A 14554-nucleotide genomic window follows, 5' to 3' on the forward strand; every position below is an offset into this window, starting at 1 on the left:
TTATGCAATTAATTCCTGATTCATTTCAGCCAATAGACTATAGAATTCATTATCTTGGCCGTTGCAGATTGAGTCGCTAACGGCAAATAAGCCCCAGGCTTTCTGTAAACCGCTTTGGTTGGAAAAGGGCCTGTAGCCAAAGTCATCTAGCTCAATCGCACAAATGGCGGCAATATGACCTTTTATCAAACGTAGCATTGGATTTGCGGCTCCATAAATACAGTGGAATGCTGGTGCTGGCATGATGAAGTAAAATCCTTTTTTCTATCTAGGTTTCTATATTTTTAAGCTTAGAAAGCTATAGGCCAGCGAGTTTAAAGCTTACCAGTTTACCCTGTCCAGCCTATCAACAAGCTGTTATTTCATTAAGCTTTAAGTACTCAACAAACTCTTGGCTCGTTAGTATTTAACCACTTATTGCTTTATTTCTTACGGTGAATAAAAGTAGAGTATGAGAAAGTTACGGAACATTCAACTTAATGCTGCAAAACACACATAAAATCGCTTTTAGTAAGTGCGACATAGAAGCACAGGTAGTGAAATCCGGGTTTTATGTTGTTTCGTTTATACAGTACTTAAGAGAGTATTACTGGTTTAGTTTGGGCTTTACTCACCGCATATAAATAAACTAAAACCATAACGCACCATATAAATAGTGGCAAATTTTAAGTGATTTAGGTATATGTACTATTTTTACAAGTGCCAGTCGTAATTGCGCTATACTGGCGCAAATTTTTTCAGATTAGTTGTTATGGCTCTTAAATCCACCATTATGAAAGTGCAATTATCGCTTAGCGATATGGACCGCCACGTTTACCAAGATTTTAGTTTAACCTTGGCACAACATCCGTCAGAAACCGACCAACGGTTAATGATTCGCTTACTCGCTTTTGCACTCAATAGCTGTGATGGTTTAGAATTTACCAAAGGGTTAAGTGCAGATGATGAGCCTGAACTTTGGCATGTAAGCTATAGTGAAGAGATAGAACTATGGATTGAACTTGGCTTACCAGATGAAAAACGCCTTAAAAAAGCCTGTAATAAATCTAAAAAAGTGGTGCTATATACTTATGGTGAAAACAATCAAGCAATTTGGTGGCAAAAACACCAACCTAAATTGTATGAATTTAAAAATCTAAGTATTTTTAGCCTTGATTATGCAGCAACACAAGCACTTGCTGCTTTGGTTGATCGTGGTATCAAGCTCGCCATTACCATTCAAGATGGTGAAGTGTGGGTAAACACCGATACAACCAACATTGAAATAAAACCACAGCAGTTAATGTAACTACTAACATTTTGAGGGCGTATGAAAGTTAAACACGTTATTGTTTTACATGGCTTGTATATGTCTGGCTTTGTTATGCGCCCACTGTGCTCTCGCTTGGAAGAATCTGGTGTTAAGGTATTAAACCTTACTTATAATACGCTTGATCCAAACCGCGATGCTATTTTTGCTCAAATTGATGAATTTATTGCAGGTGAACCTTCTGCACTCGTATGCCACTCAATGGGCGGATTAGTCGCTCGCGCATACCTAGAAGCTAATTCAGTTGCAAGCCAACACATTACAAAAGTAGTTACTTTAGGCACTCCTCATCAAGGTAGCCATATAGCGCAAAAAATGAAGCAAAAAGGGTTTGAGTCTTTTTTAAAAAATAGCGTTGAATTTTTGCTTACACAAAATGGTAACTGGCCGTTTAAAGCGAAGCTTTTTAGTATTGCAGGTGACTTACCCATTGGTTTAATGCCCCTTATAGTTAAAGGCAGTAAATCAGATGGCACTGTATTACTTGATGAAACTAAGCTCAAAGGTATGGCTGAACATAAAGTGTTCCATTTAAGCCATACCAGTATGATTTACTCACGCGAAGTGGTCGACTACATTTTAAAATGCTTAAGCGAGAAAGATTAATCCTCAGCATTGGCTGCTATTTTATAACTAATTAAAAATACCACTGCCAGTATCAGCGGAATGGGCGCTGCTATGTAACCAAAAAAGTCTGAATTAGCAAAGCTTGCACCTGCTAAGTGCGCTACTAGCCCAAGTACAAATGCGATGACTGCAATTCCTACCACGATTAACTCTGCTTTATTTTGTTTCGCTGTTTTTGCATGCATGTTATCTCTCCTAATTATTTCGACAACATTATTATGCGCCGTTAGGATGGATGATTTTTGACCTACATCAATAAAAAAATAGCTAAGTTATTACCTTGAATAAAGTTTGTTTCAGATCATGATTTATATACTTTTAAGTTTTATTTATTTTTGAGGGGTAGTATTTTTATTAATCAGTCCCACTTCTATTAATAGTCTAAAGTGAATACAGATACCAAGAACAGTTGATAGGTTAAAACGATTAACCAGATAAATTTAAACGATTTTACTAATTTATCGAAATTAGTAATACTTATCACAAGTTCACAAATCAACGGTTATTCAAGGAGCAAGTTATGTCACAGGTAAACGCAATAGGTCTAAACAGTGCAAAAAGTGATGACATCGTAAAATCACTCAATACGCTATTAAGCAGCTACCAAATTCAATACATGAATGCGCGTGGTTTTCACTGGAATATTAAAGGCCGTAACTTTTTTGAGCTACACGTTAAATTTGAAGAAATTTATAACTTATTACTTTTAAAAGTAGATGAAGTTGCCGAACGTATTTTGACGTTAGATGGCGCTCCATTACATGCATTTTCTGATTACCTCGAAGTAAGTAAAATTAAAGAAGCTAAAGGTATTAGTGATGGTGTTACAGCCGTAGAGAACCTACTCGCTGGTTACAGTACGTTAATTCACATGCAGCGCGATATTTTAAACCAAGCAGGTGATGCAGACGATGAAGGCACAGCCTCACTAATGAGTGATTACATCTCAGAGCAAGAAAAACTGGTTTGGATGTTAAAAGCGTACTTAGATTAATTTTAATCTAAAAAAGATAAAAGCCCTCATAGAGGGCTTAATTAGGGATAAATCGTCGAATAATCAAACGTTTCGATTATTATATTAACCCCTTATTCAATCTAAACAACGCACCTGTTACCAGTGGCGTTTTTTTTGACTTAAGCGGGTAATAAAAAAGCCTCAGTGACAACCGAGGCTTTTTATTGTGAATAACAATACTAGAAGCTAATACTGCTATTGTTGATTAAAACTTACTTCTAAAACCAATGTATATAGTTTGACCGATTGGATCATACGTACCCGCATCAGTTTCAGTACCCGTATCAGAACCACTAATACCAGAAACGATACGCGGTGGCTCTTTATCAAATAAGTTATTAGCCCCTGCATATAACTCCATTGAATCACTGATATGATAGCTTGCTTGCACATCATGGTATGTTACAGAGCCAACACCAACTGAGCCAGCCGGAATATTCAAGCCACTTAAGAATTGATCGTCAAAATCTGCGCTTCCAGTAAATGTCATACTCCAATTAAAGTCGAAGTCATTAACTTTATAGCCAAAGTTCCAGTTTGCTTTATGTTCAGATGCGCCAACTTCACCAGCGAATACATCTTTATCTGCACCTGGTAATGGAATACTGTAACCATCAATTAAATAGGTATATGCTAGGCGAGTTTTGAATGCACCAGGCCCTATATCAGTAGCGTAAGTTAACGTTAAGTCGACACCTTCAGTCCCTAAACCACCGCTGTTCGACACACCACTGTCGATAAATTCTAGCGAACCTGCACTGTTATTACCCGATGGAGCACCGCGACGTGTAATGAAATTACAGAAACTATCATCACCACCACCATAACATTGCTCAAGGATAAACTGGCGAGGGGTAGAAACTATTGCATCATCAATTTCTATATCAAAGTAGTCAAGTGTGATATCTAAACCCGATATTAAGTTTTCAGGTGTAAAAACAACCCCCACTGTCACTGAGTCACCCACTTCTTCTTTAAGATCGGTATTGCCACGGTTAAAACCACTGATACCTTGTAAATCAGATTGGTTAAGCGTAAACGCACCATTGGTAGCAATATTGCTGGCAACACCAACATCTGCACGACATGAATCGCCTGATGCACCACCACCACTACTTGTAATTCCTAAACAAGGATCGTTTAAGCCGCTTGGAAATGTTTGTGAAGGTGGAGAAAATAATTCATCAATATTAGGTGCACGGGTTGAGCGAGCTCGAGTTGCACGTAAACGTAAGCTATCTGTCACTTCCCAATCTAAACCTACATTCCAACTCTCAGTATTACCTACTGTAGAGTAATCAGATAAACGCACTGCTGCATTCATCGTGACTGAATCAAGTACTGGAATATTTGTTTCAACATAATATTCAGTTACATCAAATGAACCTTCTGTTGCTGGAATTGCATTACCCGCATTAAGGCCAGATTGTTGTAATGCATCAAATTCACTACGAGAAAACTCTTCACGATATTCAAAACCGGCAGCAATCCCCACTGTACCTGCTGGTAACTCAAATAAGTCACCAGAGATGTTACCACCAATAATTTCTTGTTCTACAGAAGTAGAAAGTGAACTAGGAGCGCGTACAAAATCAATAGCATCTTGCGATAGTGAATTAAAGCCAAAAATATTAACCGGCGCACAGCTGAAGCCGCGAGCTGTTTCATCAATACAGATTGCTTCGTTAGTTATGCCATCGCCATCTAAATCAAAGCGATCGTTAACAGCCTCTAAACCTTGACGGAAACTTTGTACGTTAACCAAACCACCTGATACTTGTGACTCTTTTGTTTTACCATATACATAATAAGTGTCGTAAAACCAATTATCATTGATTTCACCTTGAAAACCTAATGCAATACGGAACGTATCACGCTCTGCACGTGCTCCACGGTTACCAATGTCGCTCAAACGCTTTGCAAAGAAAATATCTCGGCTACCGTCACCATCTGTATCTGTTGCTGCATTATAAATATCATCAGGTACGAAGGCATTGCGCAATAACTCTCCATTAACTTCAAATTCAATAGGAACACGGCCATTAGCGTAAATATCATCAGATGCAAATGGGAATGGTTCTAACTCTGAGCGAGTTGTGCTAGATGCATATGTCCCTTCATAGAAAAAACTGTGTTTATCATTTAGTTCATAACTACCATTTGATGCAAATAAGTAACGCTCTGTTGGAATCGCGATTGTACGAACACCACTTCGGTTAAAGCCATTTGCAGCAACACCATCGCCACCATTAGTGCTAAACGAGTCTTGTAGATTATTATTTTGATCAAATGTAAAACGAGTATCCCCTGCATCAAATCGACCTTGAGGTGGGAATGATGAGAAGAAAGGACGTACGGCATCAAAAATAGCATTTGGATTAGCGGCTGGATCATCTTCAAAAAAGATTTGTGAAAATTGGTCCACGGCAGAACGGTCACGATCACGAGAATAAACAGCACCCTGATCAGAATAACCTAAGTGGAACATTGCATGGCCTTTGCCATCATTGCTGGTTAAACCAGATGTAAAAGAAAATTGTCGAGACTGGTCATCTCCTTCTTTTGATTCGCCAAATTGGCCTTCAAATTCGATACCTTCAAAGTCATCTTTTAAAACAAAGTTAACCACACCTGCGACTGCATCTGAACCATATACTGATGATGCGCCACCAGTCATAATTTCAACTCGCTCAATAAACTGGCTAGGAATAGTGTTTAAATCTACTGCTGAGCTACCAGGTAAACCCGATACATAACGGCGACCATTAACAAGTACTAATGTTCTTTCTGATCCTAAATTACGCAAATCAACCGTTGCAACACCAGCACTTGCTGTGTTGAAGTTTGAATTAGTACGGCTAATAGCTGGTGAACCGAATGCAGGGTTATCTAATAATAGATTTTGAATATTAAGAGAACCAGATGCATCAATTGCTGCACTATCTACAACCTGAATTGGCGCAGAGGACATAGCCTCAGCTGAACGAATACGAGAACCTGTTACTTGAACTCGTTCTATTTTTTTTATTTCATCCTCTTCGGCTGCAATACCTTGAAATGAAAATCCCGCAAGTAATACGCTGCTTAGCGCTACTGTTAGCGACGATTTTTTAAATAATCGCCCACTACCATTGTTAGTTAATACCATGTAATTCCCCTGAATTATTTTTTCTTGAATTGTTATTTTTGTAACTAAATAGTTACCTCGCGGACAACACTAAGAGGATTAGCATTGAGACTCTATACGCTTTTCTTACAAGGCATCTATATTGGTACAAGCTGCAAGTTTGGCGGGATAAGTGAGAAAATCACGATGACTTTATAAAAACATTATGTTTTCGTAACATTTTTTTCCATTAAGTACGGTCTTTATTAATCTGTACAACGAGGATATAAAATAATGGCTGCTTCTTTTCATGCATTAACATTTGTTAGCAATACTAAATTTGCAACATTTTTAACAAGTAGAGTGCAAGAACATAGACACTTTGAATCTCAATCCCTAACACAAAAAAACAGATTAGATCAGATAGATACAGATCAATACAACGTATTATTTTACGAACTAACCAATCTGGCTGATCCTATGCAAATAGTGCATTTAACTGAACTTGCTAAAAAGCTTAAGTTAGTCATTATTGCTGAGTCGGGCCATTTTGCGAGTTTTGCTTTTGAAGTGGGCGCGGTTGATTTTTTAATATTAGATTCAACTGCACCACGTATTGATAAATGCTTTGAGAAGCTTATACATCTTTGCCCGATTGCAAATGAAACAGAGCGTCAATACCGAGAAAAGAACCAACAAAAAAAATCATCATCACATATAGTAGTTAAAGATGTAGGTAAAGTAAGATTAATTGATATCAATGATATTATTTGGATAAATGGTGCAGGCAATTATGTAGAGCTGCATTTTACCCAAGGTAGTACACCGGTGTTACACCGCGAAACCATGAAAAATATTGAGCAGCAGCTAGAGCCTGAAGGGTTTATTCGTATTCATCGCTCAACGCTGGTAAGAAAACAAGCTATTTGTGAACTGATGCCTACTGACAGTGGCGATTATAAAGTAAGGCTAAAAAACGATATGTGCTTAAACCTTTCAAGGCGCTATAAAGGCTGTTTAGAGAGTATTATAAGCCCTCTTCAGTAGCGGTTTATAATACTCATATTAATTACCAGTTCTGTTTTATATAACTGTCATTTGGACGCTCTAATAAATAGCTTTCAGTATCTTTATAAAAATTAACTTCTACATCGCTATTTTTCCATACTTTTTCAAACATGTTTTTAGCTATGATATTAATGTTTATATAGTCAACTCGTTGATAGCCACGTTCTTTTACACCCGCAAAATAGGCCTCTAGCGAATCAAGACTATCCAGAGTTAACAGCTCAAACTCTTTTAAGTTAACAATCACAAACTTAATCGTATTTTCAGGGTGAGTGCTCAATTCTTGAATAACACCATTAGTTAATGATGTTATACCTTCATTATTAAAGCTCCCCTTCAATTTTAAATACATATGAGGTGGCTGCGAGAAAATCTGGAATTCGCCATGTGCTCCAAACATAAATTGCCTTACAGATATCAACTTATATATAGAATAATACAATTTTCCAATTTTGCAGTTAATTTAACAGAGCAATAAAAAAGGCCATTTCGAGGGCTTTTTCTTCTAAGCTTTTAAAACGACCTGATGCACCACCGTGCCCTGCATCCATATCTGTTTTAAAGACTAAAATATTACTATCTGTTTTAAGTTCACGCATTTTTGCAACCCATTTCATAGGTTCCCAATACTGCACTTGCGAGTCATGAAGACCGGTAGTAACGAGTATGTTCGGATAGTTTTGTGCGCGAATATTGTCATACGGCGAGTAAGCTTCAATTACATCATAAAACTGTTGATCGTTTGGATTACCCCATTCATCGTATTCATTTGTTGTGAGCGGAATACTCTCATCAAGCATCGTGGTTAATACGTCTAAAAATGGTACATGACAGCCAACACCACAATATAACTCTGGTGCTTGGTTTACAACCGCTCCCATTAATAAACCACCTGCACTGCCGCCTGAGGCAAACACCTTATTGCTATCACAATAGCCTTGTGCGACAAGCGCTTTTGTCACATCAATAAAGTCACTAAAACTATTTTGTTTATGCTCTTTTTTACCTTGCTCGTACCACTCGCGGCCTAGCATTTCAGAGCCTCGAACATGCGCTATTACATAAACAAAACCACGATCGAGCAAGCTCAGTGACGAACTAGAAAAACTAGGATCAATCGTATAGCCATAGGCGCCATAGCCGTATTGAAATAACGGATTTGAGGCATTCTTTTTAAAGCTGTCTTTTCGATAAACAACAGATACGGGGACTTTGATTCCGTCGCGAGCAGTTACCATTAATCGCTCCGACTGATAGTCATCGGCATTAAAACTACCGAGTACTTTTTGCTGTTTAAGTAGTGTTTTTTCGCCTGTTGTTAAATCTACATCATATAAAGAACCCGGTGTTGTTAAGCTTGAGTAATAAATACGCGCAGTACGAGTGTCTGGCTCTGGGTTCATTGCTATAGCGGCATAGTAACAAGGATCGGCAAACTCAAGTGCCATACAATTTCCTTGCCTATTAACAACTACAAATCGAGATTGCCCTTGCTCGCGTTCACTCAATACCAAAAAGTCATTAAATAACTCAACACCTTCAAGCAGGACATTTTCTCTGTGAGCTGTATGCTCAAACCATTGTGTTTTATCAGCAATCGTTTCGTTTGTTGCCGTCATTAATCTAAAGTTTTTAGCTTGCCAGTTAGTCACAATATAAAATGTGTCACCTAGCTTATCTACGTCAAACTCGTGGCCATCTTCACGCGGCATTAATGCTTCAAATTCGCCAGTGGGCTTATTAGCATCAAGCACCCATGTATCGTTGGTCTCTGTCGATGCTAAATCAATAATAATTAAGCTTTCGTCGCGGCTTTTACCAAGCCCCATAAAAAAGCTACTATCTTGCTCTTCGTAAACCATTACGTCTTGGCTTTGCTCGGTACCAAGCTCATGCCGAAACACTTGATAGCCTAATAATGTTTTTAAATCTTTTTTAACATAAAAAACGGTTTTATTGTCATTAGCCCAAACAACTTGCCCTTCTGTGTTTTCAAGTACATCAGGTAGCATCTCACCTGTTTCAAGGTTTTTAAAACGCACTAAATATATACGTCGGCCTTCAGTATCTTCAGAATAAGCCATAAGTTGTTCACACGGGCTAAGAGCGACTTCACCTAATTCAAAAAATTCGAACCCTGCCGCTAGCACATTTATATCTAGTAAAAGCTCTTTATTATCAGCCTCTATGCTGGTACTACGGTAATGGCGTGAATATTCATCATCGCCACGCACTTCTGAGTGATACCAATACTTTCCGTCTTTAACGGGTACCGAGTTATCGTCTTTTACAATACGCGCTTTAAGCTCTTCAAATAGTGTATTTTGTAATGGTTTTATAGGTGCTAACTGTTTATCACAATAGGTATTCTCAGCATGCAAATGCGCTAGTACGTGTTCATTTTGACGTTCATCATCACGCATCCAATAATAGTTATCGACACGTGTTTTATTATGCGCATTGAGTATATGAGCTTGCTTTTTAGCGATAGGGACGTTAGACAATAAATTTAGAGAGTGATCAGGATGAGGCACAGAAAAGACCAATTTGAAAAATAACAATAATCGCAGTTTACCATAAAAATAAAAAAGCCCACTCAATAGTTGAGAGGGCTTAGAAGGTAATACGTTTCATTACTAAAATCGTTCTACCTATGGGAAGAAGGTTCTTTATATTTATTAATCTGATACTTGTATCCATGCCATAGCCCAGCTTTGTCCAATGCCGGGTTCAAACATAACTTTATTCTCATCATTAACTCGGCAAAATTCATTGAATGGCCAAGGCCTACATTGATAAATTTTTCCCGTTTTAGGTTGTAGTACTTTTGTACCTGCATTGTAAGAATCGCTACTTTGTGGATAAATAAATTCATATGCGTCACATTCTTTAACTACATAATCATCACATTTCGCGATGCAATGAAAATCAACTTGGGCTTTACAAATACCACTACTTTGCAATGCAAAAATTTCGTTTTGTCGATAAGCAACAACGAGCCCTTGTTCAGTCATTCGCCCTGCGCTTATTAATGGTATATGCACATTAATGTGCTCGGCAACTAAACGCGGCCATGCATGGGGTTCACCTTGCTCTAACGAGGTGATTTTATAATCAAACGATAAACTGACTAGCTCTCCTTGCAAGTCATAAAAGGTTACACTCACCACATCACCAATAAATAATTGGGTATGATGATTTAAACAACCTATAGTCGACCACTTTCCACAGGCCAACGACGTATGCATAAACACAGCAACACCTTAAGAGTCACAAACTATTACCCATACCTATATGGATACACAAAAAATACATCTAGGGCAAGTTATACGCACTAATAAATCGTGCAAAAAAATTTATCCTCACCTTAATAAGCTAACAACTTGATGATTATAATTTTCAATCACACAACAATCAAACAAAAGAATGTAACCAAAATAAAAACCCAACCCTTTAAGGTTGGTTTAATGTGTTTTTAACTAAATAAATAAGTTAAAGGCTCTTTCGCCCACGTAAATACCAGCAACACCAATAAAGATATAAATATTAACCACGCAGGCCAAGACGCTTTTGTTACTTTAGCCTCAGAGTCATCCGCTTTTAACTCTTTTGAGCCTGTGATCATCGCCTTAACTAGCGGCTTTCCTTTTATTCTATAAACAATAATAGCTAATACATGCAAGCCAATAGCATAAAGTAAAATGTCAAAATTCAGCTCATGTAGCCAATTGGCAAAATCAATCGTATCGCTAGACACATATTGAGCAAGCGGCCCGTCAGTTAAAATACCATCACTGCTCATTAAGCCACTTACAAGTTGCGTTATGATTAATATAAAAAACACTATCACCATACAGCTACCGGGTGCTGAATGACCTAACGATTCGCTTGGTGTTTTGAGTGCCTTTAAAATAGCACTAGGAGAGTGCAGTAACCCACTTAATCTCGCGGTTTTACTACCAATAACACCCCATATTAAACGTGTTACTATAAGTGCTAAAGTAAAAAAACCTGCAACAAAGTGAAGCTCAATCATGCCCTCTTCAATACTAAAATAAAGCACTGCAATACTTACAACCAAAAACCAATGAAAGCATCTAATAAACCCATCCCACACTTTTAACGTCGTCATTGTGCCTATCCTTAAAAAAACAGTATTATTTAATTTGTTAACTACTTTAACATCATAATATTAAGGTATCCTTATGAGCCATTCTACAAGCCGTGAGAGTAAATATCATGCAACCAGTTAAAAAAGCTATTTTAAAAGGCTTTTTAGATATGCTACCACTGTGTTTAGCCGTTGTTCCTTGGGGTATTTTATGCGGCTCTTTAGCGATTCAAAATGGTTTTAGCGCCGTTGAAACCCAAGCAATGTCGTTATTAGTATTTGCAGGCTCTGCACAGCTTGTTGCGATTGAACTTATGGCGGGCAACACACCATTGCTCACAATTTTATTCACAACATTTATTATTAGCTCTCGGCACTTTTTATACGGTTTAGCTGTGCGTCATAAGGTCATTGATCAACCTATGCGTTGGCGCTTACCGGTGAGCTTTGTTTTAACCGACGAGCTGTTTGCGTTTTCTCATCATCGAAAAGCATATAGAACAAAAACACGCTTAATATACGCATTGAGCGCTGGCTTTAGCTTTTATATTGCATGGAATATTTGGACATTAATTGGCATTGTAGCGGGCACAATGCTGCCCGACTTAACTAATTTAGGGCTCGACTTTGCGATTGCTGCCACGTTTATCGCGTTGGTTATTCCGGGAATCAAAAATTTGGCCTCACTTGTTACGGTAATTGTAGCAGGCGTTAGCGCAACGCTTTTAAAAAGTACCGGATTTGAGTTATGGCTTGTTTGCTCAGCGCTGCTGGCAATGAGCGCAGGTTACGCTACAGCAAGACTAACCGCTAAAAAGGAAGCAACGCTATGATGACAACTATTTTACTTATGGCGTGCATTACATTTTTTACGCGTTATTTATTTTTACACCGCGCTTTACCGTTTAAAGTAGGTCCTAAAATGCAGCAATTTTTAAGCTTTAGCGCACCTGCGGTGCTTACAGCAATTTGGGTGCCTATCGTATTTTTAAATGAAGATGGCATTAACTTAAACTGGCAAAACCCTTATTTAAGCGCAGCGATAGTCGCCATTATTGTTGCCTATAAAACACATAATATTTATTACACAACGCTTGCCGGTATGGGGCTATTTCTAATTTTAAATTAGAGTGCTCTTTATACTTTATGAAATACTGTACTCAGGTTAAAATACCGGTAACAACAATAAAAAGACGCCAAAATGCACGAATTTCATCAATTAAGCGCAACAAGCTTGCAGGGTCAACCTATTAACTTTAATGATTTTGAAGATAAAGTTGTGCTTATTGTTAATACAGCAAGTAAATGTGGATTTACCTACCAATACGAGTCGCTGCAAGCTTTACATAATAAGTATGCCAGCCAAGGTTTAGTAATTTTGGGGTTTCCGTGCAACCAGTTTGGTCAACAAGAACCCGGCGGCGCAACACAAATAGAGCAAGGATGTTTAATCAATTTTGGCGTGAGTTTTTTAATGGCGGCCAAAGTAGATGTAAACGGTGAGCATGCACATCCCGTCTTTCGTTATTTAAAATCAGCCTTGCCTGTTTTTTTAACACGCAAAATAAAGTGGAATTTTACTAAGTTTTTAATTGCCGCAGATGGCATGCCAATTAAACGCTATGCACCTTTTACTAAACCCGAAAAGTTAGAACTTACAATCCAAAAAGCATTAGCGCAGGCTAAAAGCACGCTTTAAAAGTAATAAAGAGGCGCGAGGCCTCTTTATTGCCAATACTATTAAAACTTAAACATATCGACTAACTGCACATTTAAACTCTCAATATTAATTGGTATTGTATTTATACTAGCGTGATTTAGTCGGTGTAATCGCTTAAATCGTCTTCGCCTAGATTTTTACGCAAGCGTTTTTGCTCAAGGTAGTCTTCCAACTTCTTTTTAACCTTTTGCTTGTTCTTATCGTGTTGATTACGGCCGAGCATTTCGTACTCGTCTTCAACAAAATCGTCATCTAGCGCATCGTAACTAAATGTCTTACCCACAACCCACTCCATAAAGTGTTTGAGACCAGCCAAGGATTTTATTATCGCAATAGCCGGTAAATTAAAAATGTTTAACACCAAAATGCGCTGCAAATTAGCATCAAAATAAAGCCACGTGACTATCGTAAATAGTCTTCATGTCAGTAATGTGAATAAATAGCGTTAAATTTCAATTGTGGAAAGTGAGAGTTTTTTATCGTATCGATAAATATTGCTTATAGATTTGTAGAACTTAGTTAATTTGACTAAAAAATAGTTTATTTTTAACTTAACCCAACCTATTAAAAAGGCCTCGAACAAATTAACTTACTGTTTATTATAATAAAAAAATAATGGCATTAAACTTGTTATTAGTTAATAGTCATCAACAAAAAAGCAGAGAATACACATGAAAAAATTACTATTAGTTAGCGCATTAATTTGTACACCAGCAGCTATGGCTCATAACGACAACGATTCTGCAATTTCATTTAGCAGCGATGAATGTAACGTCGAATTTAAAAACGACGTACGTATTAAACCAAACGAATTAGAAATTTTTACTGCCAATAATAAAGCCATGCTATTTAATACCCATGGTGACTTAACCGTAAATGGCGAATTTGTAGCACTTAATAACTCACAACGCGAAGCGCTAACCAAGTACTCTGATAGCTTACGCACTCAATTGCCTGAAGTAGCTAATATAGCGCTTGAGGGTGTTAAAATTGCCGGAGTAGCATTAGAAGAAGTAGGCAATGCATTTAATATTGACGGTCTTGATAATATGTCAGAGCTTATGGACGACATTAAAATCGAAGTAGAAAACACATTTTACCAGCAAGGTACATTTGTGATGGGCCAACAAAGTTTTAATCAATTTGGCGAAAACTTTGAACAACAATTTGAGCAGCAGATAGAAACAGCGGTTGAATCAGCAGTAATGCAATCAATGGGCAGTATTTTAGTTGCTTTAGGTTCTGAGTTACTTGGTTCAGGCGGTGATATGGATGCCTTTGAACAACGTATGGAAAATATGGGCGCACAAATAGAAGAAAAAGTAGAGCTACATGCAAGCGCACTAGAAGAACGTGCTAACTCTTTATGTGGAAACTTTGCTGATATTGCAAAACAAGAAGAGCAATTAGTAATGCAAGTGCCAGAGCTTGAAGGTTACCAGTTATTTAGCTTTAAACAAAATTAGTACAGCAAACGTTATTTAACATCCCTTTGGCAGCACTTAAGTTTACTTAAATGCTGCTTTTTTGTGTTTCGCAAACTTATACCAACCTGCATAAATCTTTGATCAATTTAACGAATTAAATTGCACTATAAC

General features: G+C 37.6%; 16 protein-coding genes. 8 read left to right on the plus strand and 8 right to left on the minus strand.

Annotated features, from left to right (window positions below):
- A complete protein-coding gene (locus tag DO88_RS12270) occupies positions 1-243 on the minus strand; it encodes a type I restriction-modification enzyme R subunit C-terminal domain-containing protein (RefSeq protein ID WP_033038615.1) in 243 nt (80 codons plus the stop codon).
- Between the two features lie 508 nt (positions 244-751).
- On the opposite strand from DO88_RS12270, the gene DO88_RS12265 reads away from it, so the two are divergent.
- The gene (locus DO88_RS12265) at positions 752-1288 is read left to right on the plus strand and encodes a YaeQ family protein (protein WP_033030971.1); all 537 of its coding nucleotides are present in this window, start codon (positions 752-754) and stop codon (positions 1286-1288) included.
- A gap of 21 nt (positions 1289-1309) precedes the next feature.
- Entirely contained in the window at positions 1310-1915 is a 606-nt protein-coding gene (locus tag DO88_RS12260; protein WP_033030961.1) for a PGAP1-like alpha/beta domain-containing protein, read from the plus strand.
- On the opposite strand, the gene DO88_RS12255 is transcribed toward DO88_RS12260, so the two are convergent.
- Complete coding sequence (locus tag DO88_RS12255) at positions 1912-2121, minus strand: hypothetical protein (protein ID WP_007579816.1); 210 nt, start codon at positions 2119-2121, stop codon at positions 1912-1914. The genes DO88_RS12260 and DO88_RS12255 overlap by 4 nt on opposite strands.
- Positions 2122-2456: 335 nt before the next feature.
- Here DO88_RS12255 and DO88_RS12250 point away from each other — a divergent pair, with 335 nt between their 5' ends.
- On the plus strand, positions 2457-2930 hold the full coding sequence (locus DO88_RS12250) for a Dps family protein (protein WP_007377885.1): 474 nt from the start codon (positions 2457-2459) through the stop codon (positions 2928-2930).
- A 226-nt stretch (positions 2931-3156) separates the two neighbouring features.
- On the opposite strand, the gene DO88_RS12245 is transcribed toward DO88_RS12250, so the two are convergent.
- Positions 3157-6099, minus strand: coding sequence for a TonB-dependent receptor domain-containing protein (locus DO88_RS12245; RefSeq protein ID WP_008136503.1), 2943 nt, complete (start codon positions 6097-6099; stop codon positions 3157-3159).
- Positions 6100-6351: 252 nt separating this feature from the next.
- Between DO88_RS12245 and DO88_RS12240 the strand changes: the two genes are divergently transcribed.
- Positions 6352-7104, plus strand: coding sequence for a LytR/AlgR family response regulator transcription factor (locus DO88_RS12240; protein ID WP_033038617.1), 753 nt, complete (start codon positions 6352-6354; stop codon positions 7102-7104).
- Positions 7105-7126: 22 nt separating this feature from the next.
- Here DO88_RS12240 and DO88_RS12235 read toward each other — a convergent pair whose 3' ends face one another.
- The 4 genes from DO88_RS12235 to DO88_RS12220 all read right to left on the minus strand — a co-directional run bounded on the left by DO88_RS12235 (position 7127) and on the right by DO88_RS12220 (position 11257).
- Positions 7127-7525: a hypothetical protein gene (locus tag DO88_RS12235; protein WP_033038619.1), complete on the minus strand. Its 399-nt coding sequence runs from the start codon at positions 7523-7525 to the stop codon at positions 7127-7129.
- A gap of 58 nt (positions 7526-7583) precedes the next feature.
- The gene (locus DO88_RS12230) at positions 7584-9659 is read right to left on the minus strand and encodes a S9 family peptidase (protein WP_033038620.1); all 2076 of its coding nucleotides are present in this window, start codon (positions 9657-9659) and stop codon (positions 7584-7586) included.
- Between the two features lie 144 nt (positions 9660-9803).
- Positions 9804-10373: a hypothetical protein gene (locus tag DO88_RS12225; RefSeq protein WP_033038633.1), complete on the minus strand. Its 570-nt coding sequence runs from the start codon at positions 10371-10373 to the stop codon at positions 9804-9806.
- Positions 10374-10600: 227 nt separating this feature from the next.
- The gene (locus DO88_RS12220; RefSeq protein WP_033038622.1) at positions 10601-11257 is read right to left on the minus strand and encodes a cytochrome b/b6 domain-containing protein; all 657 of its coding nucleotides are present in this window, start codon (positions 11255-11257) and stop codon (positions 10601-10603) included.
- 107 nt (positions 11258-11364) lie between these two features.
- On the opposite strand from DO88_RS12220, the gene DO88_RS12215 reads away from it, so the two are divergent.
- From DO88_RS12215 to DO88_RS12205, 3 genes are all read left to right on the plus strand, one after another.
- A complete protein-coding gene (locus tag DO88_RS12215) occupies positions 11365-12069 on the plus strand; it encodes an AzlC family ABC transporter permease (protein ID WP_033038624.1) in 705 nt (234 codons plus the stop codon).
- Positions 12066-12365, plus strand: coding sequence for an AzlD domain-containing protein (locus tag DO88_RS12210; RefSeq protein WP_004335020.1), 300 nt, complete (start codon positions 12066-12068; stop codon positions 12363-12365). Before DO88_RS12215 ends, DO88_RS12210 begins: the two co-directional genes overlap by 4 nt.
- A gap of 72 nt (positions 12366-12437) precedes the next feature.
- A complete protein-coding gene (locus tag DO88_RS12205) occupies positions 12438-12935 on the plus strand; it encodes a glutathione peroxidase (protein ID WP_033038625.1) in 498 nt (165 codons plus the stop codon).
- Between the two features lie 118 nt (positions 12936-13053).
- Here the strand turns inward: DO88_RS12205 and DO88_RS12200 are convergent, their stop codons facing one another.
- Positions 13054-13239 (minus strand): PA3496 family putative envelope integrity protein, encoded by a 186-nt coding sequence (locus tag DO88_RS12200; protein WP_007579801.1) that lies wholly within the window; start codon positions 13237-13239, stop codon positions 13054-13056.
- Between the two features lie 388 nt (positions 13240-13627).
- Here DO88_RS12200 and DO88_RS12195 point away from each other — a divergent pair, with 388 nt between their 5' ends.
- On the plus strand, positions 13628-14422 hold the full coding sequence (locus DO88_RS12195) for a YggN family protein (protein ID WP_033038628.1): 795 nt from the start codon (positions 13628-13630) through the stop codon (positions 14420-14422).
- Positions 14423-14554: the final 132 nt, after the last annotated feature.

The organism is Pseudoalteromonas sp. S3431 (assembly GCF_000690035.1).
Classification (GTDB): domain Bacteria; phylum Pseudomonadota; class Gammaproteobacteria; order Enterobacterales; family Alteromonadaceae; genus Pseudoalteromonas; species Pseudoalteromonas fuliginea.